The 1,781-nt window shown below is 74.2% G+C and carries 2 protein-coding genes; both read right to left on the reverse strand.

From position 1 onward, the window contains the following. The coding region (locus tag RWX45_RS01555) for a TadA family conjugal transfer-associated ATPase (RefSeq protein WP_316022033.1) at positions 1 to 908 on the reverse strand (908 nt) is incomplete at its 3' end. Next, positions 908 to 1,781: cellulose synthase operon protein YhjQ/BcsQ (locus RWX45_RS01560; RefSeq protein ID WP_316022034.1), on the reverse strand; the 874-nt coding region annotated here is incomplete at its 5' end. The genes RWX45_RS01560 and RWX45_RS01555, both read right to left, overlap by 1 nt.

The following is a 1,781-nucleotide window of genomic DNA, read 5'->3' on the forward strand; positions in this document are numbered from 1 at the left end:
GAGTTGGCGTGGAGGGTGGCCCAGCCGCCCTCGTGGCCGGTGTTGAGAGCGGTGAGCACATCGCGGACCTCGGGCCCGCGGCATTCGCCGAGCACAATCCGGTCCGGGCGCATGCGCAGCGCGGTGCGCACCAGGGTGGTCATGGGGACGGCTCCCACGCCCTGGATGTTCTCACCGCGCTCCTGTAAGTGAATGACGTGGGGGTGGTCGGGGCGCAGCTCGCTGGCCTCCTCAATGCACACGATCCGCTCGCCGTCGGGCACCAGGCCGAGCAGGGCGGCCAGCAGGGTAGTTTTGCCGGTGCCGGTGGCGCCGGTGACCAGGCAGTTGGCGCGCCGGGCCACCAGCGCCGTCAGAACGGCGTCGAGTCCGGGGGCGATGGTGCCGACGGCGACCAATTCGGGCAGGGTGAAGGCGCGGCGACGCGCCGTGCGCAAGCAGATGAGGGTGCCGTCGGCGCTCAGTGGCGGCAGCACCGCATTGAGCCGCGTGCCGTCGGGCAGGGTCACGTCGACGACGGGGCTGGCGTCGTCCAGTCGGCGCCCGCAGGCGGCGGCCATGCGCACTGCGAGGGCGCGCGCCTCACCCTCGGGCAGGGCGGCTTCGCTGACGGTTTCGAGTCCGCGCCCGCGGTCGATCCAGGTGTTGCCGGCGCCGACGAGCACGTCGGTGACGCCGTCGAGGTCGAGCAGCGGTTGTAGTACGGGGCCGGCGCCCGCGATATCGGCGCGCACGTGCTGGGTGAGCCGGGCCAGCCCGCCCGCCCCGGTGGTCGGGTCGGCTCCCGAACCGACGGCGACGTCGAGGCTGGCGCCGCGGGCGAGCGCGCTGCGGACGCGGGCGAGCTCGTCGCGGTTCGCGGGTGCTCCAGCGGGCTGCGCGCCGGCGGGGAGCGGGATGCCGGTCATCATGCGCCTCCGGCCGGCCTACCGGCTGGTGCACGTGTCTCCCGGGTCTGGGGCGTGCCCGATGCTTCCAGTGCCGCCGCCAGCCGGTCGGCGACGGCTCGCGCCTCATTGCGCATGGATCCTCGCCCCCGGGTGGGGTCGTCGCCGCGGGCGATGCGCTGCGCCACGGCGCGTTCATGCGGGATGACGGCGATGACCTCGGTGCGGGTCATGAGCGCGAGTTCGTCCGGGGTCACGTCCTCACCGATTTTGCGGACCACCGTGAGCACCGTGGTGGGCGACACGGGTCGACCAGGCATCGAGTCTGGCGAATCGACAGCCAGGGCGCCGGAGGATTGGCCGGGCGGGGTCGACAGGCCGGGCGAGGTGGACAGGCCGGGCATTAGGGCGCCCGGCGCCGTCGAGCTGCGGAATCGGGCGGCCAGCGCCTCCGCAGCCACGGCCGAGCGCAGGTCGAGCCCGGACACCAGCATGACCGTCGCGCCCGCGGGCGGAAGGACGCCTCGGGGCAGATCGATCAGGACCAGGTCATGCTGGGCGCGCAGTGCCTGCAGGACGGGTTGCAACTGCTGCGGATTGCGGGCGCCGCCGCGCCCGTCGCCGGTGAGGACCGGCATGCCCAGCCAACTCGGCAGGGCGGTGATGAGTCGCTCCGGCCGGAATGCGGATTCCTCGGCGGGCAGGTCGGCCCAGCGCAGGCCGGGCAGTACGGCGTCGCCCATGAGCAGCCCGAGCCCGCCGGCGGGGTCGGCGTCGATGAGGGCGACTGCGAGTCCGCGGGCGTTGCAGGCGCGGGCCAGGTGGAGCAGGAAGGTGCTGGTGCCGAGGCCGCCGCGGGCTCCGGTCATGGCGACGACGTGGGCTCGCGGCGGG

The sequence above is a fragment of the Actinomyces sp. MRS3W genome, from assembly GCF_032465695.1.
Classification (GTDB): domain Bacteria; phylum Actinomycetota; class Actinomycetes; order Actinomycetales; family Actinomycetaceae; genus Actinomyces.